The organism is Subtercola sp. YIM 133946 (genome assembly GCF_036553535.1).
GTDB lineage: Bacteria > Actinomycetota > Actinomycetes > Actinomycetales > Microbacteriaceae > Subtercola.
Window position 1 is genome coordinate 1 of the sequence record NZ_JAZHPE010000003.1, and the last position, 20849, is coordinate 20849.

Sequence of the window (20849 nt, forward strand, 5' to 3'; positions counted from 1 at the left end):
GCGACGGTTTCGATACGGCCCTCCGGGCCTACTCAACCAGCGAGGGCAGCTAGCGGCGCAGGAACTTCTGCAGCGACTCGAGCTCCTGCTCTGACGGGGCGCCGTCTGGAAGCCCGCCGCGGCCGCCGAGCCCGAAACCCGACCCCGCGGCCGGGGCGGCCGTGCCCGACGGCACCTTCTCGCCCGACGCCAGCGCCGCGTTCTCGACCGCGCGCTTGGCCGGGTTGCCCGACTTCGAGCCCTTCTTCTTGGGCTGCGCCGCCTTGCCGCGGCCGCCGCCGAAGCCGGCACCGGGGATGGGCCCCATGCCCGGGATGTTCGGCACACCGCCGCGCGCGACGGTCTTCATCATCTTGGCGGCCTGCTCGAACCGCTGCACGAGCTGGTTCACGTCGGTCACGGTCATGCCCGAACCGCGGGCGATGCGCACGCGGCGCGAGCCGTTCAGCAGCTTCGGGTTCTGGCGCTCCGCCTTGGTCATCGACTGGATGATCGCCTCTGTGCGCACGATCTCGCGCTCGTCGAAGTTGTTCAGCTGCTCTTTCATGGCGCCGGCACCCGGCAGCATGCCGATCATCTTCTTCAGCGACCCGGCCCCGCGCAGCTGCTGCATCTGGCCGAGGAAGTCTTCGAGGGTGAACGTGTCGGTGCGGAACTTCTCCGCGACCTTCTTCGCCTCCTCCTCGTCGAACGCGCCCTGCGCCTGCTCGATGAGCGTCAGGATGTCACCCAGGTCGAGGATGCGCGAAGCCATGCGGTCGGGGTAGAACGGCTCGAAGTCGTCGAGCGACTCACCCGTGGAGGCGAAGATGATCGGGCGCCCGGTGACCGACGCGACCGACAGCGCGGCACCACCGCGGGCGTCGCCGTCGAGCTTCGTCAGCACGACACCGGTGAAGTCGACACCCTTCTGGAAGGCGGTCGCCGTCGCCACGGCGTCTTGGCCGATCATCGCGTCGATGACGAACAGCACCTCGTCGGGCTCGACGGCCTTACGGATGTCTGCGGCCTGCTTCATCATGTCGGCGTCGACGCCGAGACGACCGGCGGTGTCGACGATGACCACGTCGTACTGCTTGTCGATGGCCCACTTGATGGAGTCTTTCGCGACCTTCACCGGGTTGCCGACGCCGTTGCCGGGCTCGGGCGCGTACACCGCGACACCCGCCTGGCCCCCGACGACCTGCAGCTGCTGCACGGCGTTGGGGCGCTGGAGGTCGGCCGCCACGAGCAGCGGTGTGTGGTTGTCTTTGGCGAGCCACTTCGCGAGCTTTCCGGCGAGCGTGGTCTTACCGGCACCCTGTAGACCCGCGAGCATGATGATGGTCGGCGGCCGCTTGGCGAAGTTGATGCGGCGGGCCTCGCCGCCGAGAATCGCGATCAGCTCGTCGTTGACGATCTGTACGACCTGCTGGGCGGGGTTCAGCGCCTTGTTGACCTCGTCGCTGAGGGCGCGCTCACGCACCTTGCCGGTGAAGTCTTTGACGACGTCGAGCGCAACGTCGGCGTCGAGCAGCGCACGGCGGATCTCGCGAACGGTACCGTCGACGTCTGCCGGGCTGAGCTTGCCCTTGGTGCGCAGGTTTCTGAAGGTATCGGCGAGGCGGTCAGAGAGGTTTCCAAAAGTGGCCATGGTGCAACAATCTTAACCGCTCACGCCGGGCGCGTGCTGCGTGTGGCGGCGGGTCAGCGCACGCCGCTGGCGAACGGATGCCGCCGACGAACGCACGCCGCCGGTTGAGTAGCGCGACAGCGCGTATCGAAACCCCCACGCACGTCTCCCGGTTTCGAAACGGCCCCATGGGCCTACTCAACCGGCGGCGGCGGGTCAGCGCAGAATCTCCACGAGCAGCACCCACGCGTTCACCACGGCGCTGATGAAGACGAACAGGATTCCGGCGGCGATCCACGCCAGCCCGGCATCCACGCCACCGCCGAAGGCGAGCACTGCGCCGCCGACGACGAATGGTGCCACCGAAAGGAGGCCGGCGGCCCCGTTGGCGATGAGATTGCCGAGCGAGCGTCGGTGCTCCCCGGCGTCGCTGCTTCGACCCTGCTGAATCAGGCGCACCGTCGAGTCGACGGCGAACGCCAGGGCGAACAGACCGAACACGAGCGACTCGAGGCCGAGCATCCACGACGCCTGCACGGGGATGAGCGCGGCGATCGAAACAACGACGATGAGCACGAGCGCTGCAATCGACGAGCCGGCGCGGGCCGGCATCGACCTGATGGCGATGATCTCTTTGATGTTGACCGACATCGCCACGATGATCAGACCGGCGAGCGCCGCCGCCGCACCGGCCGAAGCGACGAAGAGGTCGTGCCAGGCCTCCACCTCGACCGTCGCCCCCATTGCTCCCACGCCCCGGCCCGCCGCGAGCTCAGCCGATGAGGTTCTGCACGAACACGTGCGGGGTGAAACCGGTGAGGTCGTTGATGCCCTCGCCCTGACCGATGAGTTTGATCGGGATGCCCGTCTTCTCCTGCACGGCGAGCACGAACCCGGCCTTCGCCGACCCGTCGAGCTTGGTGAGTACGAGCCCGGTCACGCCCGCGTGCTCGATGAACGCCTCCGCCTGGGCGAGACCGTTCTGGCCGGTCGTGGCGTCGAGCACCAGCAGCACCTCGGCGACCGGGGCCTGCTTCTCGATGACGCGGCGGATCTTGGTGAGCTCATCCATCAGCCCGCCCTTCGTCTGCAGCCGCCCGGCGGTATCGATGATGACGATCTCGACGGCGTTGCGTCTGGCGTACTCGATGGTCTGGAAGGCGACGGATGCCGGGTCCTGACCCTCCTGCTGCGGGCGCACGATGTGCGCCCCGGCCCGCTCGGCCCACGTCGCGACCTGCTCGACGGCGGCCGCACGAAACGTGTCGGCTGCGCCGATGACCACACTGCGGTCGTAGTTGCGGAGAAACTTCGCGAACTTTCCGATCGTGGTGGTCTTGCCGACGCCGTTGACGCCCACCACGAGCACGACGGCGGGGCGCTCGCTCAGCTTGAGCGTGGGGTCGAGCTTCGAGAACCGCTCCTCGAGCGTCTCGCGCAGCATGCGCTGCAGGTCTTTGGGGTCGGTCGTGTTGTAGCGGGCGACCTTGGCGCGCAGGTCGTCGACGATCTGGTCGGTGACGTCGATGCCGAAGTCGCCCGTGATCAGGGCGGTCTCGAGGTCGTCCCAGGTGTCTTGATCGATGAGCCGCTTCGCGAACATGCCCCGAAGGGCACCGGAAAGCGACCAGGGGGTGCGTTCAGCCATGCGTCCCAGCCTACTGTCGGTGATTCAGAACGCTGGTCGAGTAGCCGCGAAGCGGCGTATCGAGACCCGGGGTGTACGTGAGGTTTCGACACGCGCTTCGCACTGATCAATCAGGGGCGTAGGTGGGGTTTCGATACGCGCTTCGCACTACTTGACCGGCGGGGGGCAAGGGTCAGACCGCCTGGGCGAAGCCCAGCTGGGCATTGGCGAGCTGCGCCTCGGCGAGCGCCTCGAGGCCGTCGGGGATGGCCCAGCCCTTGCGGTGCATCGACTGGGCCCACAGGCGTCCGGCGCGGTACGAGGAACGCACGAGCGGGCCGGCGAGCACTCCCAGGAAGCCGATCTCTTCGGCCTCCTCCTTGATCTCGACGAACTCCTGCGGCTTCACCCAGCGGTCGACGGGCAGGTGCCGGGGCGACGGGCGCAGGTACTGCGTCACCGTGATGATGTCGGTGCCGGCGTCGTGCAGATCCTGCAGCGCCTGGCTGATCTCCTCGCGGGTCTCGCCCATACCGAGAATCAGGTTCGACTTCGTGACCAGCTGCGCCGCGCGGGCCTGCGTGATCACGTCGAGCGAGCGCTCGTACCGGAAGGCGGGGCGGATGCGCTTGAAGATGCGCGGCACCGTCTCGACGTTGTGCGCGAACACCTCGGGGCGTGACGAGAACACCTCGGCCAGCAGGTCGGGGTTGCCCGAGAAGTCGGTCGCGAGGATTTCGACGCCCGTGCCCGGGTTCTGCCGGTGGATCTGGCGAACGGTCTCGGCGTGCAGCCACGCTCCCTCGTCGGGCAGGTCGTCGCGCGCGACGCCCGTGACCGTGGCGTAGCGCAGGCGCATCTGCGTGACCGACTCGGCGACCCGGCGGGGCTCGTCGCGGTCGTAGTCGGCGGGCTTTCCCGTGTCGATCTGGCAGAAGTCACACCGGCGGGTGCACTGCGAGCCACCGATCAAAAAGGTGGCCTCACGGTCTTCCCAACACTCGAAGATGTTCGGGCAGCCGGCCTCCTGGCACACCGTGTGCAGGTCTTCACTCTTCACGAGCTCCTGCAGCTGGCGGTACTCGGGGCCGAACTTCGCCTTGGTCTTGATCCACTCGGGCTTCTTCTCGATGGGCGTCTCGGCGTTGCGCACCTCGAGGCGCAGCAGCTTGCGGCCTTCAACGGGAGCGCTCACGCGGTGACCCCGACCCGGGTGTCGGCGGCCGAGACCCCGGCACGGGCATCCTGAACCGCGGGCAACGGATGCCCGGGGCTCGCCCCCTGGCGAACCGGAGAGCCCTCGGCCTCGAACGCCTCGGCCAGGTGACGTTCGACCGAGGCGACCACGTCGGCGGGGTCGACCTGGCGGCCCAGCACATCGGTGATGGTGGTGACGCCGGCGTCGCGGATGCCGCACGCCACGATGTGCGCGTACGGTTCGAGGCTGTTGCTGCAGTTGAGGGCGAAGCCGTGCGAGGTGACTCCGTCGGCGACGCGGATGCCGATGGCCGCGATCTTGGCGTCTTTCGCGAACGGCCCGTCGCCGATCTTCACCCAGACGCCCGAGCGGCCGTCGACACGGTAGCCCGTGACGCCGGTGTCGGCGAGGGTGGCGATGAGAACGGATTCGAGCATGCGAACGTAGGCGACGACATCCATGGGCTCGCGCAGCCCAACGATCGGGTAGCCGACCAGCTGGCCGGGGCCGTGCCAGGTGAGCTTGCCGCCGCGGTCGACGTCGATCACGGTCGAGCCGTCGGTGGGACGCTCGGAGTCGTCGGTGCGCCGGCCCGCCGTGTACACGGCCTCGTGTTCGAGCAGGATGACGATGTTCTCGGCACCCTCGCACACGGCCTTGCGGCGTGAGCGCTGCATCACGAGGCCCTCTTCGTAGGGCACTGCGCGGCTTCCGACATCTGCGACGAAGAATTCGACCATGAGGCCACTATACATTTATTGAACTGAGTCCATAAATGCGTGGTCGACCCGCGAGGGATCAGTCGTCGACGAGGGTGCCCTCGACCACCGAGCGCAGGCCCTTCAGGGCGAGCATCCAGTTCTCCTCAGAGTGGGCGGCCGCCTCGATGGTCGGGTTCTTGTCTTGGGTGAGGGCGACGCGGGTGCCCTCGGCGACCTTCTCGAGCGAGTACGACACGGTGTGGTAGTTCTCGGGAACGTCGGGCTGGCCGGTCAGAGGGCTGAAGTGGGTCATGCTGAGGGCGTGCGGCTCGTCGACGACCAGAACCGTGCCCCGGTCTTCGTAGTCGGTGCCCTTCCAGCTGCCCTTCCAGAGAATCGGATGCCCGACCTCCCAATCGGTGACGATCTCGGCCCCGAACATGATCTCCGGGTTCGAACCCGTGGCGGTCAGGGCCTGCCACACCTCTTCGGGAGCCTTGCGAATGAGGATTTCGGCACGGGACACGTAGTCGGGCATGAAGACTCCTTCGTCGCTGATGAGGATGGTGACAATTCTGCAACGCTCGGGCAGGCCGGTCTACACTCTGGCCGGAAACGGGGCGAGAGGGCTATTCTGCGCGGCGCGGGTGGCGGTGATGGCGCGCGGCGGCGTGGGTGGTGCGTGGCGGCGCGGCGGCGGGGGTGGCGGTGGCGCGCGGCGGCGCGGGTGGTGCGTGGCGGCCCCCGGGGGGTGCGCAGCCAACCTGGTCACCCGGGCTGGCGCAGGTCAGGGGCGCTCGAACGTTCCCCAGGTGCGGCCGCGGGCCAGGATGAGCCCGTAGGTGGCGGCGGCCACCGCGTCGTGCTTCGCCGTGGCCGGCAGCGGCAGCGACTGCGACAGGGCGAACAGTTGGAAGACGTAGCGGTGCGGGCCGTGCGCCTCGATCGGGCGCGGGCCCGCGTAGCCGACCCGGCTGAACGAACCGGGGTGCAGCACGATGCCCGTGTTCTGTGCCTCGCGGTTCAGCTCACCCCTGGCCACCGAGCTGCGGCTCGGGTCGAGGCGGGCGAGCAGGTGGATGACCGGCCGGGGCAACGGCACATCGGGATCTTCGACGATCAGCAGCAGCTGCCGCGTGCCCGCGGGCAGGCCCGTCCAGGCCAGGGCGGGTGAGACGTTGTCGCCGACGCCGTCGCCGGCGTGCACGGCGGGAATGGCCCCGCCCTCGGCGAAGTCGGGGCTCGTGACGACGATGCTCGTCGGCGCCTCGGGGGCGAGGGTGCCCCAGGCCAGCATGTGCGGGCCGGTGCGCACGCGCCTGATCAGGCGGCCGGGCTTCGGCAGCTTCACCGCGGCGCCCTGCGCCCGACGGTGCCGCGCCTCACGACGCGGTGGCCGACGAACCCTCGACTCACGACGCGGCGGCCTCTGCCCCGCGGTCGCGCGGCGTCGACCCCCGCCGAGCGACACCTCACGACGCGGCCTCGATGCGCTGCCCGATCACCGCGCTGACGCCGTCTTGCCGCATCGAGACGCCGTAGAGCGCATCCGCGATCTCCATGGTGCGCTTCTGGTGCGTGATGACGATGAGCTGCGATGTCTCACGCAGGTCGCGGAAGATGGTCAGCAGGCGCCCGAGGTTCGCGTCGTCGAGGGCGGCCTCGACCTCGTCCATGATGTAGAACGGGCTGGGGCGCGCCTTGAAGATGGCGATGAGCAGGGCGACTGCGGCCAGCGACCGTTCCCCGCCCGAGAGCAGCGAGAGCCGCTCGATCTTCTTGCCGGCGGGCTTCACGCTGACTTCGACGCCCGTGGTGAGCAGATCATCCGGATTCGTCAGCGAGATGCTTCCGGTTCCGCCTGGGAACAGCACCGGGAACACCTCGGCGAAGGCGTCGCGGGTGTCGTTGAAGGCGCTCTCGAAGATGAACTTCATCTTGTCGTCGATCTCGTCGATGATCGTGAGCAGGTCTTTGCGGGTGTTGGTCAGGTCGGTGAGCTGCTCGGTGAGGAACTTGTGCCGCTGCTCGAGCGCGTCGAACTCTTCGAGGGCAAGGGGGTTCACCCGACCGAGTTCGGCGAGCATCCGTTCGGCCTTCGCCAGCCGCCGCTTCTGCTCGTCACGGTCGAAGGGCACCGTGTCGTCGTCGCCCTCGGCACCCGCGCGCTGGGCGCTCTCAGCCCTCCCAGCACCGTCGGCGCCTCCGCTCTGCGCCGTGCCGGTGCTCTCGTCGACCCCGTCGCCCCGCACGCTTCGGGCACCGGATGCCCGACCGCCGTCTCTCGGAATGGGCTGGTCGGGGCCGTACTCGGCCACCAGGTCGTCTTCGACGAGGCCGAGCTCTGAGCCGACGCGTTCGAGCACGCTCGACAGGTGCAGCTTCTTCTCGTAGATCTGCAGCTCGAGGCCGTGCACGTTCTCGGTGATGCCCTGCAGCCGTTCGCGCAGGCCGCCCTCTTCTCGGCGCAGCTCGGCCAGCTCGGCGTTCTGCTCGGCTCGCTCGGCCTCGCGCGTGGCCAGCTCGACGCGGGCCTGCGCGACCGAGGCATCGACAGAGCGGAGCACCTCGGGCAGGGCGTCGACGACCGACGTCGCGGCGTCGACCTGCCGGCGCCGGATCACCTCACGCCGGGCCGCCTCTTCGGCCGCCGCGCGTTCGGCGACCAGCTGTCGTTCGAGGTCGACGACGCGGGCCTGCTCGGCCCGCACCCGTTCGCGGGCGGTCTCGAGCTGCAGCCGGGTCTCGAGCTCGCCCTCGCGGGCCGCTTCGAGGGTGGCGTACAGGTCGTCGCGCGAGCTGACGTCGAGAATCGGTCGCGGCCGTGAGCGCGCCGCCTCCAGCTCGGCGCGGGCCTTGTCGGCTGCCGCGAGTGCGGCGGAGACGGTCTCGCCGGCGTTCGCGCGGCTACGCTCCAGACGCTCGTATTCGCCCTGGCTCGCGTCGACCTGGGCCCGCAATCGCGAGAGCCGTTCGGTCTGGGCGGCCAGCCTGGAGTCGAACTCCCGCAGCGCGGCGAGCGCGGTGGCCGACTGCTGCTTGGCGTTCTGCAGGATGCCACGCTGCTCGGCGAGCGCGAACTTCGCGCGTTCGATGTCGGCCGTCACGACCTCGAGGCGGTCGGCCGCGGCGTCGCGCTCGGCGACGAGTTCGAGCCGGGAGCGTTTGGCGCCCGAGCCGCCGCGCAGCACGTACTCGGTCAGCACGTCGCCGCCGCGCGTGATGACCGTGAGCACGCCGCCGCCGCCAGAGCGTGTGGCGGCACCGTGGATGCTCGGCCAGGCCGCCCGCGCAGCATCGAGGTCGTCGGCGATCAGTGTGGCGGCGAGAAGTGCCTTCACGCCCTCGGGTGCCGTGACGACGTCGATCGCGCGCACGAGCCCCTCGCCGGCCGCCGAGTCGCCCGCGACTGGGCCGGCCACTGCTGCGTCATCGTGCGTGGCGTCGGCAGAGCCACCTGCACCGTCGTGCCTGGCGTCGGCAGAGGTGGCCGCCGCCCCGTCGTGCGTGGCGTCGGCGGGGTCACCCGCGACAGAACCACTCGCAGCACTGTCGCCCGCAGCCGAGTGGGCGCCCCCGGCGCCCGGGTTCGCCACCACGACCTCGACGCGGCCCATGTCGCCGTCGCGGGCGGCGGCGAGCGCTGCGAAGGCCGCGTCGGCGGTGTCTGCCAGAACGCCGTCGGCCAGCGAGCCGAGGGCGGCGGCGATGGCGGCCTCGAAGCCCGGCGAGACCTGCACATGGTCGGCGAGCAGCCCGCGCACGCCCGGCACGCCGGCCTTGGCGAGCTCGCTCGATCCATCTTTCTGGCCGAGCGCCATCGACAGCGCGCTGGTCTTGCCCGCCAGGGCGTCACGTTCGCGCTCGTGGCTGTGCAGGGCATCCCGAAGCTGCTCGATCTCGGCCTCGGCCTCGAACACCGCCGCCTGGGCGAACTCGTAGGCCTCGTCGAGATCGGTCTCGCCGGCGTCGGTGATGGCCGCCTCAGCCTCGAGCGCCACGAACTCGGCCTGCAGACGTTCGCGCCTATCGGCCGCGGCGTCGAGGGCGTTCTGCTGGCGCAGGTCTTCGCCGCGCACGGCGGCGAGCCGCGAGTTGGCCGACTCGAGCTGCCCGCCGAGCTTCGAGAGCTCGAGGTCGTGCTTCGACACGAGGGCGCTCTGCACGGCGATCTGCTCGTCGACAGCGTCGAGCGAGGCCCGGGCGGCCAGCGTACGACCCTGGCCGTCATGCCATGCCTGTTCGGCGGCGGCCACGGCGGCGACGAGGCGTTCGGCCTCGGCGCGGGCATCCGCCACCATCGACGGCGACACGCTGGGCGACTGGTCGTGACCACTCTGCTGCGAACCGAGCAGCGCGAGCCGCTGGTTGGCGAGGGTGAAGAGGCCACGCAGTCGTTCCTGCACCGACTCGAGGCCGAACGCAGTGCGGCGAGCGAGATCGACGGCGTCGCCCACCTGCTCCTGCTCGATGCGGGTGATGCGCAGCTGATTCTGTTCGAGGCGTTCCTGCAGCACGATGCGCTCGGTGCGGCGTTCGTTCTCGCTTCGGCTGTGCGCGTCGAGGGCGGTTCGCAGGGTGACCACTTCGTCGGCGAGCAGGCGGGCGCGGGCATCCCGAACGATCGCGGCGATGCCCTGGGCTTCTTTGGCCACTTCGGCCTGGCGCCCGAGAGGTTTCAGCTGCCGGCGAATCTCGCCCGCCAGGTCACTGAGGCGTGTGAGGTTCGCCTGCATCGCCTCAAGCTTGCGCTGCGTCTTCTCTTTGCGCCGGCGATGCTTCAGGATGCCCGCCGCCTCTTCGATGAACCCGCGCCGCCCCTCGGGGCTGGCGTGCAGCACGGCGTCGAGCTGGCCCTGCCCCACGATCACGTGCATCTCGCGCCCGAGGCCGGAGTCGCTCAGCAGCTCCTGCACGTCGAGCAGCCGGCACGCCTCGCCGTTGATGGCGTACTCGCTGCCGCCGTTGCGGAAGAGCGTGCGGCTGATCGTCACTTCGGAGTAGTCGATCGGCAGGGCGCCGTCGGCATTGTCGATCGTCAGGATGACCTCGGCGCGGCCGAGCGGCCCGCGGGTGGAGGTGCCGGCAAAGATGACGTCTTCCATCTTGCCGCCGCGCAGCGTCTTGACGCCCTGCTCGCCCATGACCCAGGCGAGGGCATCGACGACGTTGCTCTTGCCAGAGCCGTTGGGGCCGATGACGCAGGTCACTCCGGTCTCGAACGCGAACGTCGTGGGCTGGGCGAACGACTTGAACCCCTTGAGGGTCAGGCTCTTCAAGTGCACCTGTCGACCCTTTCTGCTCGGGATGCTCGTGATGCTCGGGATGCTCGTGATACTCGGGATGCTCGTGCTCGCCGCCGCGCGCCGCGGCCTGCAGGCGCGGAGCCTGGCTCTACGGTACCCAACAACCCGCACTCCCCAGCGCCGTGGCGCGCCGCCCGCGCCGCCGCGCGGCCGCGCCCATGCCGCGATCGATTGACGGGTTCGGAACACTGCGAACCTTCAACACTGTTCCGAACCCGTCAATCGTTCCGGCGTGGCGGGTGCGAGCAGGCCGGCGGGTGCGGGCCGGTGGGGGCGGGCCGGGTGGGAGGTGGGCCAGGCGCGCGTAGGGTTGGGGTATGGCACGTAGACCGCTCGTCGCGCTGGGGCGCGAACTCGACGCGGCCGAGGTCGAACGATACTCGCGGCAGATCCGCCTGCCGCAGATCGGGCCCGAGGGCCAGCGCCGGCTCGCGAACGCTCGCGTCGTCGTGCTCGGTGCCGGGGGGCTCGGCTCGCCCGTGCTGACCTACCTCGCCGCGGCCGGCGTCGGAACGATCGGCATCGTCGACGACGACATTGTCGATGTGTCGAATCTGCAGCGCCAGACCATCCATACGACAGAGCGAGTGGGGGCTTCGAAGGCCCAGTCGGCGGCCGCGAGCATCCGGAGCCTGAACCCGCACGTCACTGTCGAGACGCACGAGACGCGGCTGAACGGGCGCAATGCGGCGCGCATCCTCTCGGCCTACGACCTGGTGATCGACGGAACCGACAACTTCGAGACCCGCTACCTGGCGAACGACACCGCGGCCCTGCTCGGCCTGCCGTACGTGTGGGGGTCGGTGCTGCGGTTCGATGGGCAGGTCTCGACGTTCTGGAGCGCCGCCGGCGAGCACGGTGAGTTCGGTCCCGACCTGCGCGATGTCTTTCCGGCCGCGCCCGCTGACGGTGAGGCCGAGTCGTGCGCCATCGCCGGCGTGCTCGGGCCGCTCTGCGCGACCGTCGGCTCGGTGATGGCGGCCGAGGCGCTGAAGCTCATCGTGGGGTTCGGCGAGCTGCTGCTCGGCCGCATCCTGGTGGTGGATGCTCTTGACGGCACCTTCACGACCGTCGAGTTTCAGCGGGCCGCCCCCGACGACCGAAACCGTGACTCCTCGAACGAAAGGCACACCATGTCAGACGACCACACCGCCGAGCCCGCCACCCCCGCTGGGTCGGCGACTGCTGCATCAGCGACCGCTGGATCGGGAACCGGCGCAGCGCCCGCCGGGTCGGTGACCGGTGAATCCGCGCCCACTGCTGCCGCGCCCGCGTCGATCTCGGCGACCGCACTCGCCGCGCGCCTCGCCGCCCGGGAGGAGGGCACAGACGACTTCGTGCTCGTCGACGTGCGCGAGCCGTGGGAGCGCGAACTGGTCGCGATCGAGGGTTCGGCACTGGTTCCGCTGTCGTCGATTCTCTCGGAGGCCGCGCAGGAGGTCATGCCGCGCGACGAGACCGTCATCGTGCACTGCCACCACGACGGACGCTCGCGGCACGCCCGCGAGGTGCTGCTGCAGTCGGGCTACACCAACGTGACCTTCGTGGAGGGTGGCATCGACGCCTGGGCCACCGAGGTCGACCCCTCACTCCCCCGGTACTGAGCCCGCCCCTCTGAGCGCTTCCCTCTGAGCGCGCCCTGCCGCCCGCCCTCCCGAATGGCCCACCCGTTGTGCGCAACGGCACAAAATAGCCCGTCTTGGCGTGCATATGCGCAAAGCCGACGGCGCGGGAAGCGCGGCAGGGCTCGGGTGGGGCGTGCAGGTTCTGGGCGCGGAGGTCAGCCGCCGGCGAAGGGCGCGGACGTCAGCCGTCGGCGAAGAGCGGGGCGGCGTCGGCGAAGGGCGGGTCAGCCGCCGGCGAAGGGCGGGGCGGCGGCGGCGAAGGGCGGGTCAGCCGCCGGCGAAGGGCGGGAGCACGTCGAGCTCGTCTCCGTCGCGCAGGGGGTGGGTGCGGTCGGTCGTGGTGACGCCGTTCAGCAGAAAGGTGCTGCGCCCGAAGACGGGTATCGCGCCGAATCCGGCGTCGTCGAGGAGCTGGTCGATCGTGCATCCTTCGGCCACGTCACGCACCTCTGTTCCGACGCCGGCCGCCGCCTTCGCCGCCGCGAAGTAGCGCACCCGCACCCGCGCCCGTACGTCGCCGTCACTCGCCGCCGCGCCGCTCGCCCCCGGAACGCCAATCCCCGCCGCGCCACCCGCGGCCGGCACCGCCGCCTCAGCCACCGATCGCGCTCATGGGGCGGTCGGGCTGCTGGAAGCCGGCGGCGCTCATCTGGTGGCCGGAGGGCTTGGCCCACATCGCGGCGCGCCACAGGTCGGCGACGGTGTCGTCGTCGGCGCCGGCGCGCATCGGGCCGAGCAGGTCGGTCTCGGTGTGTGAGAACAGGCAGCTGCGCACGGCTCCCTCTGCGGTGAGCCGGGTGCGGCGGCAGTCGTCGCAGAACGCCTCGGTGACCGACGCGATGATGCCGACCGTGCCGAGCGAGGGGCTGTCGGGCGCGGCACCACGCAGGCGAACCTGGTAGAGCTCGGCCGGGGCGCCATCGCGCGGCGCCTCGTCGGGCGTGAGGTCGAAGCGTTCAGACAGTCGACGGCGCATTTCGGCGGCCGTGATCATCACGTCACGATCCCAGATGTGGTCGGCATCGAGCGGCATCTGTTCGATGAAACGCAGCTGGTGGCCCCCGGCGAGCGCCCATTCGAGCAGGTCGGGCCCCTCGAAGTCGTTCACGCCCGGAATCAGCACGGCGTTGATCTTGGTGTGCCCGATGCCGGCCTCGCCGAGCGAGTCGATTCCCTTCAGCACCCGGTCGAGAAACGGCCGGCGCGTGATCAGGGCGAACGTCTCGGGGCAGATGGAGTCGAGCGAGACGTTCACCCGGTCGAGCCCGGCGTCGGCGAGCGCGGCAGCGCGACCGGAGAGCCCGATGGCATTGGTGGTCAGCGAGATCTCGGGGCGGGCATCCAGAGCAGCGACGTCACGGATGATCTCAACCAGGTCTTTGCGCAGCAGCGGCTCGCCGCCGGTGAACCGCACCTGGCGCACCCCGAGCCGCTCGGTCGCGAGCCGGGCGAGCCGCACGATCTCGTCGCGCTGCATGAGCTTGTCGGCCGGCTGGAACGGCAGCCCCTCGGCTGGCATGCAGTAGGTGCAGCGCAGGTTGCACTTGTCGGTCAGCGAGATGCGCAGGTCGGTGGCGACGCGCCCGAACGTGTCGAGCAGGCCGGGCTGCGAGCCGCTCGTGGGCCGCCCGGCAAGGGATGCCGCACCGCCGGCCACGCCGGAGAGCGGGTTCGCACCGATGCGAACCTGCGGAACCCCGAGCATCACGGTCATCTCTCCAGCCTACGAGGGCTGACGGGCGGTTGTGCCACGCCCGGCCAAATCAGCGGTGTTTTCCACAAGCTCAGCACCGCACCGGGCGACGCAGCGGCGGCGTGGGGCAGTATTGACCTGTGACCAGGCGCAGCGTGAACGACCACCGAGAGGCAGTGGATGCCCTGCTCGCGCCGCTCGCCCTGAACAGGGTGAGCGAACCGCTGCCGGTGTCTGCCGACGCACTGGCCGCGCGGCCCGACGACTACCGCGGGCGCATCCTCGTCGCCGAGCTGCTCGCCCCGGCCGATCTGCCCACCTTCGACAACTCGCAGATGGACGGCTACGCCGTCTCGTGGTTCGATCTCGTGACGGCCTCGGGCGCCGACCCGGTGCGGCTCGCGATCGCGCCGCAGATCGCGGCCGGCGACTCGGCCGCGCCCCTGCTGCCCGGCACCGCCGCGCCGATCATGACGGGCGCGCCCGTTCCGCCGGGCGCCGACGCGATCGTGCCGATCGAGCAGGCGGTGCCGCCGCGCTTCCAGGCTCCGGGTGCCGCGCCCGACGCCGACGCCGACGCCCCCACGGTCTCGTTCGTCGAACCCGTCACGCCCGGCTCGTTCATCCGCCGCGCCGGCAGCGACGTCACCGCCGGCGACGTTCTGCTGCCCGCGGGCTCGATTCTCGGCCCCGCCCAGCTCGGCGTCATCGCGGGCACCGGCCTGACCGAGGTGCAGGTGCTGCGGCGCATCCGGGTGCTGCTCGTCTCGACGGGCCACGAGATCCGCGACGCCGGAACCACCCTCGCCCCCGGCCAGATCTACGATTCGAACAGCGTCTCGCTGAGCCTCGCGCTGCAGGGTGCGGGCTGCGTGGTGACGGCGGTGGCCTGCCGTTCTGACGACGCAGACGTGCTGCTCGGCATCCTCGCCGACCACGCCGCGACGGCCGAACTCATCGTCACGGTCGGCGGTGTCTCGGCCGGCGCCCGCGAGGTGGTTCGCGACGCGCTCGGCCCCCTCGGCGTGCAGTTCGGAAAGGTGGCGATGCAGCCCGGCGGCCCCCAGGGCTTCGGGCTGGCGACGATTCCGGTGGGCGACACCGTCGAGGCGAGCGCTCCGGATGCCCCCGCCGCAGCCCCCGCGACCGTCGCCGTGCCCGTGCTCAGCCTGCCCGGCAACCCCGTCAGCGCCCTCGTCTCGTTCGAGATGTTCGTGCGCCCGGCCCTGCGCCGGCTGTCGCACGACGAACCCGCGGAACGCGTGCGCGAGGTCGCCATGATCGCCGACGCCGTCGACTCCCCCGCCGGCGTGCACCAGGTGCGGCGGGGCTTCGTCTCGGAAGACGGCGCCGTCACCCTGGTGGGCGGCCCGAGTTCGCACCTGCTGCATTCGTACGCCAGCTCGAACGCCCTGGTGCACATCCCGGCCGACGTCGAGCACCTCGACGCCGGCGACCCCGTCATGGTGTGGAGAATCGATGACTGACCAGCAGAGCGCACCCCCGACCGAACCGGGCGAGCCGGCCGCCCTCACCCATCAGCGCCCCGACGGCGCCGTTCTCATGGTCGACGTCACCGACAAGCCGGTCACGAAACGCACCGCGCACGCGACCGCCACCGTCATCACCCGCGCCGACGTCATCGACCTGCTCGTCGCGGGCGACCTGCCGAAGGGCGAGGCCCTCGCCACCGCTCGCATCGCGGGCATCATGGGCGCCAAGCAGACCTCGGCCCTCATTCCGCTCTGCCACCCCCTGCCCCTCTCGGGCGCCACGGTCGACTTCGAGACACTGGCCGACCGCGTGATCATCACGACCCGCGTCAAGACCACCGGTGTGACCGGAGTGGAGATGGAGGCGCTCACCGCCGCCTCCGTCGCCGCGCTCACCCTCTACGACATGGTCAAAGCGGTCGACAAGCACGCCCAGATCACCGACATCCGCGTGCTCTCGAAGTCGGGCGGCAAGAGCGGCGACTGGGTGGCGCCGTGAGTGACGCCGCCGCGGTGCCAGACCCCGTCAGCGCCGCCCCAAGCGGCGACACCAGCGCGCCAGACGCCGCCGCTCACGCCGCGGGCGACCGCACCGCCGCCGTGCTCATCGTCTCCACCCGCGCCGCCACCGGCGTGTACGACGACCTGACCGGGCCGCTCATCCGTGACTGGCTGCGGGACCACGGATGGTCGGTGCCCGCCCCGCACGTCGTCGCCGACGGCCCCGGGGTGACCACGGCACTGCGCGGCCTCGTCGCCGGGCAGCCCCGGCTCATCGTCACGAGCGGCGGAACGGGCATCCACCCCGCCGACCGCACGCCCGACCAGACGCGGGCCCTGCTCGACTACGAGATTCCCGGGTTCGCCGAGGAGCTCAGGCGTCGCGGCTCGCTGAAGATCGCGAGCGCGTTGCTCTCCCGCGGAGTCGCGGGCGTCGCCGGAGACACGATCGTCGTCAACCTGCCGGGCTCGACCGGCGGCGTGAAAGACGGCCTCGGCCTGCTCGACGAGGTACTCGACCATATGATCGACCAGCTGAAGGGCGGCGACCATGCCCGCTGACACCCCCGACGACCGCCACGCCGACGATCCGGCCGCACCCGACACAACGCAGCCCTCGGCTGCAGACACCCCCGACGACCGCAACCCCGACGGCACCCCCTACCGCACCATCGACGGCGTCGAGGGCCACTTCGACTCCGATGACGCCAGCGCTCCCGCCCAGGTCGCCTTCGCGATCGTGAGCGAACAGCCCATCACGGTCGAATGGTGCGTCGACAACGTCGAGTCCGACGAGTCGGGCGCGGTGGTGACGTTCAGCGGCGTCGTGCGCAACCACGACCACGGCAAGGGCGTGCTGCGTCTGGGCTACACCGGGCATCCGACCGCCGGCGAGGTGATGCGCCAGGTCGCCGACGACATCGCGGCTGCGCACCCCGGCACCCGCATCGCGGTCGCGCACCGCGTCGGCGAGCTCGAGGTCGGCGACATCGCCCTCGCCGCGGCGGTCGCCTCTGCCCACCGCGCCCAGGCCTTCGCCGCGTGCGCCGAGCTGGTCGACGCGGTCAAGGCCCGCGTTCCCATCTGGAAGGAGCAGTGGTTCACCGACGGAACCACCGAGTGGGTCGGCGCCGGCTGACGAGCGCGGCGTTACACAATCGTCACGTGCGTGGTGTTCACTGGCACCGTGGATCTCAATACCGTCACCGACGTCACGCTGGCCCGCGATCGCAGCGACCTGCAGAAGCTCGGCTCGACCGTCGTTCCGTTCGCCGGCGGCAGCGCCCTGTTCGGCGAACCGCAGGTGCACCTCACCGGCCTGGTCGATCTGATGACGTTCGGCTGGGCCCCGCTGACGGTTACCGCCGAAGGCCTCGAGATCGCCGCCACCTGTCTGCTCGTCGATCTCTCACGGTTTCCCGCCCAGCCCGGCTGGGCCGCGCACCACGTGCTCTATGAGTGCTGCACCTACCTGCTCGGCTCGTTCAAGGTGTGGAACATGGGCACCGTCGGCGGCAACATCTGCGCCTCGCTGCCCGCCGGCCCGATGACGAGCCTCACCGCCGGCCTCGACGCCACGGCCCTCATCTGGCGTGCCGACGGCACCGACGAACGGATGCCCGTGGCCGAGTTCGTGACCGGCAACAAGACGAACCGGCTGAACCCCGGCGATGTGCTGCGTTCCGTGACCATCCCGCTGGCCTCCCTGCAGTCGCGGGTGGCCTCGCGCAAGATCGCTCTCTCGCCACTCGGACGGTCGGGGCTCGTGCTGCTCGGCCGCCGCGGCGCCGACGACACCTTCGTACTGACGGTCAGCGCCGGAACGGTACGGCCCGTGCAGCTGCGCTACCCCGGCCCGCCCGACGCGCAGACGCTGCACGACGACGTTCTCGCGATCGACCAGTGGTTCACCGACCCGCACGGCGCGGCCGACTGGCGGCGCACCGTCAGTACCGTTCTCGCCGCCGAAATCCTCGAGGAGCTCGCATGACCTTCACCGTGAACGGCTCTTCGCTCGAGGCCACCCCGCGCGCCGGCCAGGTGCTGCGCACCTTTCTACGCGACCACGAGCACTTCGAGGTCAAGAAGGGTTGCGACACCGGCGACTGCGGCGCCTGCTCGGTGCTGGTCGACGGTACCGCGGTGCACTCCTGCGTGTACCCGGCCTACCGAGCCGACGGGCACGAGGTGACCACCGTCGCGGGGCTCGGCACCCCCGAGAACCTCAGCCCGGTGCAGCAGCACTTCGTCGACGCGGCCGGGTTCCAGTGCGGATTCTGCACCGCTGGCATGGTCGTCACGGCGTCTGCTCTCGAAGCGGATGCCGACGCCGGTCTTCCCTCCGGAGCCACCGGGGGCGAGGTGCGCGACCTGCCGCGCATGCTCAAGGGAAACCTCTGCCGGTGCACCGGGTACCGCGCGATCGGCGACGCCATCGCCGGCATCGCCAACGTCGTCTCGGCGACGCTTCCCACCGACGGCACCGACGACACCGACGGCGGCGCTCCGCACACGCACGGGCACGGGCACGGCGGAACCCGCGGCCCGCAGGGCGGAACCGGCGGCCCGCACGGCGGCACCGCGATCCTCGAGCGTCCCCTGCCGACCACCACGGGCATCCGTTCGGTCGGCCGCTCGCAGAAGGCCCCGGCCGGCTCGCGCATCGTCAGCGGGCAGGAGCCGTACACGCTCGACATCGCGGTGCCCGGCATGCTGCACCTCGCGGTGCTGCGCAGCCCGCACTCGCACGCCCGCATCGTCTCGATCGACACGGCCGCAGCCCGGGCCCTGCCCGGGGTGGTCGCCGTGCTCACCCACGCCGACGTGCCCGACACCCTCTTCTCGAGTGCCCGCCACGAGAACCGCACCGACGACCCCGACGACACCCTCATCCTCGACACCGTCGTGCGTTTCGCCGGGCAGCGTGTGGCGTTCGTCGTAGCCGAGTCGATCGGCATCGCCGAGGCCGCCTGCCGCCTGCTCGACGTGCAGTACGACGTGCTGCCGGCCAACTTCGACCCGGCGCGGGCGCGCACGCCGGGCATCCCGGTGCTGCACGCCGACAAAGATGCGGCCGCCTCGCGCATCGCCGACCCCGCGACGAACCTCGTCGCCGAGATGCGCGGCGAGTACGGCAGCATTGCCGACGGCCTGGCGAACGCCAACGTCACGGTCACCGGAACCTGGCAGACGCAACGCATCTCGGCGAGTGCGCTCGAGACGCACGGCACCATCGGCTGGATCGACGACGACGGCCGCCTCGTGCTGCGCACCAGTTCGCAGGTGCCCTTTCTCGTGCAGAAGGAGCTCTCGCGCATCCTGGAGTTGCCGATCGACCGCATCAGGGTCTACACCGCACGCGTCGGCGGCGGCTTCGGCGGCAAACAGGAGATCCAGACCGAAGACCTCGTGGCGCTCGCCGTGCTGAAGACGGGCCGGCCGGTGCAGTACGAGATGACCCGCACCGACGAGCTCACGGTCGTGCCGTGTCGCCACCCCATGACCACCACGGTCACCCTGGGCGCCACCGCCGAGGGCCGCCTCACCGCGATCGACCTCACTGTGCTCAGCGACACCGGCGCCTACGGCAACCACGGCCCGGGCGTCATGTACCATGCGTGCGGCGAGTCGATCAGCATCTACAACGCGCCGAACAAGCGCGTCAACGCCGAGTGCGTCTACACGAACAACATTCCATCAGGTGCGTTTCGGGGCTACGGCCTCGGCCAGGTGATCTTCGCGGTCGAATCGGCGATGGATGAGCTGGCCCACCGCCTCGGCATGAACCCGTTCGACCTGCGCCGCCTCAACGCCGTGACGCCCGCCGACCCCCTCGTAGTCACCCACGTCGAGGGCGACGACCTGTCGTTCGCCGGCAGCTACGGGTTCGACCAGTGCCTCGATCTGGCCCAGGGCGCCCTCGAGCGGGGCAACGGCGTCGCCGCTCCCACCGGTCCAGAGTGGTCGGTCGGTGAGGGCGTCGCGGCCGCGATGATCGCGACCATCCCGCCGCGCGGACACTTCGCCGAAGCCTCCATCACCCTGGGGCTCGACGGCGTCTACGCCCTCAACTTCGGCACCGCCGAGTTCGGCAACGGCACCACCACGGTGCACTCGCAGATCGCCGCCGAGGCGCTCGGCACGGTGCCCGAGCTGTTGCGCATCCGCCAGTCCGACACCGATGCGGTGCCCTACGATACGGGGGCCTTCGGGTCGGCCGGCACGGTCGTGGCCGGGCGCGCGGTGCTGGCGGCCGCGACGGCGCTCGCCCTGAAGTTGAGGGGGGCGGCTGAGTCGCTCACGGGCATCCTGTCGGCCGAGTGGATGCTCGAGCCGGCCGGACTGCGGGCAGGTGACCGTTTCATCCCTCTCACCGAGATCGCAGCGGCCGGCTCGGCGGCAGCCGGCTCGGCGGCAGCCGGCTCAGCGGCAGCCGGCTCAGCAGCGGCCGGCTCGGCAGCAGCCGACTCGGCCGTGGCCGACGCCGATACGGCGGCAGGCGACGGAATCGGCGCACCCACCCTCGTCACCATCACCGAAGGCGTCGCCGCGGCGGCACCCGTGGCCGGCGGCATCACCGCCGTCGGAACCCACGCCGGCGACCACCGATCGATCGCCTTCAACGTGCACGCCTTCCGCGTGGCGGTCAACAGCGCCACCGGCGAGGTGCGCATCCTGCAGTCGGTGCAGTCCGCCGACGCCGGCTACGTCATGAACCCCGAGCAGTGCCGCGGCCAGATCGAGGGCGGTGTCGCCCAGGGCATCGGAACCTCGATGTACGAAGAGACCATCGTCGAGAACGGCATCGTGACCACCGGAGTGCTGCGCAGCTACCACCTGCCGCAGATGGCAGACGTTCCGCCGACCGAGATCTTCTTCGCCGAGACGGCCGACGAACTCGGCCCCTACGGCGCCAAGTCGATGAGCGAGTCGCCGTTCAACCCGGTCGCCCCCGCCCTCGCGAACGCAATCCGCGACGCGGTCGGTGTTCGCCCCTACGAGCTGCCGCTGTCTCGCGACCGCGTCTGGCGCCTGCTGCAGGGCGCAGACCTCGAGCCGCTCGACGCCCCGGCACTGCCCGCCGACTGAGTCGC

Annotated in this window: 17 protein-coding genes; 7 read left to right on the forward strand and 10 right to left on the reverse strand. The window is 70.6% G+C overall.

From position 1 onward, the window contains the following. Positions 1 to 49: 49 nt before the first annotated feature. The 8 genes from ffh to V3W46_RS00895 form a co-directional block, all read right to left on the reverse strand. Positions 50 to 1633, reverse strand: coding sequence for a signal recognition particle protein (gene ffh / locus V3W46_RS00860; protein WP_331781190.1), 1584 nt, complete (start codon positions 1631 to 1633; stop codon positions 50 to 52). Positions 1634 to 1828: 195 nt separating this feature from the next. After that, positions 1829 to 2356: a hypothetical protein gene (locus tag V3W46_RS00865; protein ID WP_331781191.1), complete on the reverse strand. Its 528-nt coding sequence runs from the start codon at positions 2354 to 2356 to the stop codon at positions 1829 to 1831. A gap of 28 nt (positions 2357 to 2384) precedes the next feature. Further along, complete coding sequence (gene ftsY, locus V3W46_RS00870; RefSeq protein WP_331781192.1) at positions 2385 to 3260, reverse strand: signal recognition particle-docking protein FtsY; 876 nt, start codon at positions 3258 to 3260, stop codon at positions 2385 to 2387. Positions 3261 to 3432: 172 nt separating this feature from the next. Beyond that, positions 3433 to 4434, reverse strand: a complete 1002-nt coding sequence (lipA, locus tag V3W46_RS00875; protein ID WP_331781193.1) for a lipoyl synthase — start codon at positions 4432 to 4434, stop codon at positions 3433 to 3435. After that, complete coding sequence (lipB, locus tag V3W46_RS00880) at positions 4431 to 5177, reverse strand: lipoyl(octanoyl) transferase LipB (RefSeq protein WP_331781194.1); 747 nt, start codon at positions 5175 to 5177, stop codon at positions 4431 to 4433. The genes lipA and lipB overlap by 4 nt, the downstream gene beginning before the upstream one ends. A gap of 58 nt (positions 5178 to 5235) precedes the next feature. Next, on the reverse strand, positions 5236 to 5676 hold the full coding sequence (locus V3W46_RS00885; RefSeq protein ID WP_331781195.1) for an SRPBCC domain-containing protein: 441 nt from the start codon (positions 5674 to 5676) through the stop codon (positions 5236 to 5238). A gap of 249 nt (positions 5677 to 5925) precedes the next feature. Then, positions 5926 to 6489, reverse strand: a complete 564-nt coding sequence (locus tag V3W46_RS00890) for a YbhB/YbcL family Raf kinase inhibitor-like protein (protein WP_331781196.1) — start codon at positions 6487 to 6489, stop codon at positions 5926 to 5928. 121 nt (positions 6490 to 6610) lie between these two features. Next, entirely contained in the window at positions 6611 to 10423 is a 3813-nt protein-coding gene (locus tag V3W46_RS00895; RefSeq protein WP_331781197.1) for a chromosome segregation SMC family protein, read from the reverse strand. A gap of 338 nt (positions 10424 to 10761) precedes the next feature. Here V3W46_RS00895 and moeB point away from each other — a divergent pair, with 338 nt between their 5' ends. Further along, positions 10762 to 12048: a molybdopterin-synthase adenylyltransferase MoeB gene (gene moeB, locus V3W46_RS00900; protein WP_331781198.1), complete on the forward strand. Its 1287-nt coding sequence runs from the start codon at positions 10762 to 10764 to the stop codon at positions 12046 to 12048. A gap of 288 nt (positions 12049 to 12336) precedes the next feature. Here the strand turns inward: moeB and V3W46_RS00905 are convergent, their stop codons facing one another. Together V3W46_RS00905 and moaA are read right to left on the reverse strand one after the other, a co-directional pair. Further along, entirely contained in the window at positions 12337 to 12669 is a 333-nt protein-coding gene (locus tag V3W46_RS00905) for a MoaD/ThiS family protein (protein WP_331781199.1), read from the reverse strand. Then, entirely contained in the window at positions 12662 to 13783 is a 1122-nt protein-coding gene (gene moaA / locus V3W46_RS00910) for a GTP 3',8-cyclase MoaA (protein WP_331781200.1), read from the reverse strand. The genes V3W46_RS00905 and moaA overlap by 8 nt, the downstream gene beginning before the upstream one ends. A gap of 119 nt (positions 13784 to 13902) precedes the next feature. On the opposite strand from moaA, the gene V3W46_RS00915 reads away from it, so the two are divergent. The 6 genes from V3W46_RS00915 (at position 13903) to V3W46_RS00940 (ending at position 20844) form a co-directional block, all read left to right on the forward strand. Next, positions 13903 to 15249, forward strand: a complete 1347-nt coding sequence (locus V3W46_RS00915; protein WP_331781201.1) for a molybdopterin molybdotransferase MoeA — start codon at positions 13903 to 13905, stop codon at positions 15247 to 15249. Next, positions 15242 to 15754 carry a cyclic pyranopterin monophosphate synthase MoaC gene (gene moaC, locus V3W46_RS00920; RefSeq protein WP_331781202.1) on the forward strand — a complete coding sequence of 171 codons (513 nt, stop codon included), beginning with the start codon at positions 15242 to 15244 and terminating at the stop codon, positions 15752 to 15754. The genes V3W46_RS00915 and moaC overlap by 8 nt, the downstream gene beginning before the upstream one ends. Beyond that, positions 15751 to 16317, forward strand: a complete 567-nt coding sequence (locus V3W46_RS00925) for a MogA/MoaB family molybdenum cofactor biosynthesis protein (RefSeq protein WP_331781203.1) — start codon at positions 15751 to 15753, stop codon at positions 16315 to 16317. The genes moaC and V3W46_RS00925 overlap by 4 nt, the downstream gene beginning before the upstream one ends. A 109-nt stretch (positions 16318 to 16426) precedes the next feature. Next, complete coding sequence (locus V3W46_RS00930; RefSeq protein ID WP_331781223.1) at positions 16427 to 16894, forward strand: molybdenum cofactor biosynthesis protein MoaE; 468 nt, start codon at positions 16427 to 16429, stop codon at positions 16892 to 16894. Positions 16895 to 16942: 48 nt separating this feature from the next. Next, positions 16943 to 17746, forward strand: coding sequence for an FAD binding domain-containing protein (locus V3W46_RS00935; protein WP_331781204.1), 804 nt, complete (start codon positions 16943 to 16945; stop codon positions 17744 to 17746). Then, a complete protein-coding gene (locus V3W46_RS00940; RefSeq protein WP_331781205.1) occupies positions 17743 to 20844 on the forward strand; it encodes a molybdopterin-dependent oxidoreductase in 3102 nt (1033 codons plus the stop codon). The genes V3W46_RS00935 and V3W46_RS00940 overlap by 4 nt, the downstream gene beginning before the upstream one ends. Positions 20845 to 20849 lie beyond the last annotated feature (5 nt).

Excerpts from the sequence above, each read along its gene's own strand:
- ffh (WP_331781190.1), bottom strand. The coding sequence starts at position 1,633 with ATGGCCACTTTTGGAAACCTCTCTGACCGCCTCGCCGATACCTTCAGA.
- V3W46_RS00865 (WP_331781191.1), bottom strand. The coding sequence starts at position 2,356 with ATGGGGGCGACGGTCGAGGTGGAGGCCTGGCACGACCTCTTCGTCGCT.
- ftsY (WP_331781192.1), bottom strand. The coding sequence starts at position 3,260 with ATGGCTGAACGCACCCCCTGGTCGCTTTCCGGTGCCCTTCGGGGCATG.
- lipB (WP_331781194.1), bottom strand. The coding sequence starts at position 5,177 with ATGGTCGAATTCTTCGTCGCAGATGTCGGAAGCCGCGCAGTGCCCTAC.
- V3W46_RS00885 (WP_331781195.1), bottom strand. The coding sequence starts at position 5,676 with ATGCCCGACTACGTGTCCCGTGCCGAAATCCTCATTCGCAAGGCTCCC.
- moeB (WP_331781198.1), top strand. The coding sequence starts at position 10,762 with ATGGCACGTAGACCGCTCGTCGCGCTGGGGCGCGAACTCGACGCGGCC.
- moaA (WP_331781200.1), bottom strand. The coding sequence starts at position 13,783 with ATGACCGTGATGCTCGGGGTTCCGCAGGTTCGCATCGGTGCGAACCCG.
- moaC (WP_331781202.1), top strand. The coding sequence starts at position 15,242 with ATGACTGACCAGCAGAGCGCACCCCCGACCGAACCGGGCGAGCCGGCC.
- V3W46_RS00940 (WP_331781205.1), top strand. The coding sequence starts at position 17,743 with ATGACCTTCACCGTGAACGGCTCTTCGCTCGAGGCCACCCCGCGCGCC.